This is a genomic window from Parapusillimonas granuli (assembly GCF_013416525.1).
GTDB classification, from domain to species: Bacteria; Pseudomonadota; Gammaproteobacteria; order Burkholderiales; family Burkholderiaceae_B; genus Parapusillimonas; species Parapusillimonas granuli.
The window spans coordinates 1-505 of sequence record NZ_JACCEM010000041.1; the positions used below are offsets into that span (position 1 = coordinate 1).

1 protein-coding gene is annotated in these 505 nt (G+C 60.2%); it reads left to right on the forward strand.

Annotated features, from left to right (window positions below; translation table 11 throughout):
* Positions 1 to 505 (forward strand): alpha/beta hydrolase (locus tag H0A72_RS21970; RefSeq protein WP_180158636.1); only part of this gene is annotated, 505 nt, incomplete at both ends.

The following is a 505-nucleotide window of genomic DNA, read 5'->3' on the forward strand; positions in this document are numbered from 1 at the left end:
GCATCCGCTGCACGGTGGGGCGCGCGACAACAAAATCGTCACGACCATAGCCCGCGCCTGTGTGGAACGCGGCCTGATTGCCGTGCGCCCCAATTTCAGAGGCGTGGGCGCTTCCGACGGCCAGTTCGATGCGGCCCAGGGTGAAACGGCCGACATGCAGCAGTTGGTCGAGCAGTTTACGCAAGCCTATCCGGAAGCGGCGGGCGGCAAATGGGTGTTGGCCGGTTTTTCCTTTGGCACATCGGTGGCTGCGCAGCTGTATTCAGCCCTGGCCGAACAGTCCGGCACGGTACCCGATGCGTTATTATTATTTGGCCCCGCAGTGGAACGGATCAGGTTTCGAGCGGGCTCTGTTCCTGACGATACCTTGCTGGTTCATGGCGAAGACGACGAAGTCGTTCCTTTGTCTGAAGCCATGAGCTTTGCGCGCTCGCACGACCTGCCTGTAACGGTTGTGCCGGGCGCCAGTCACTTCTTTCATGGCAAGCTGCTGATGCTGAAACGT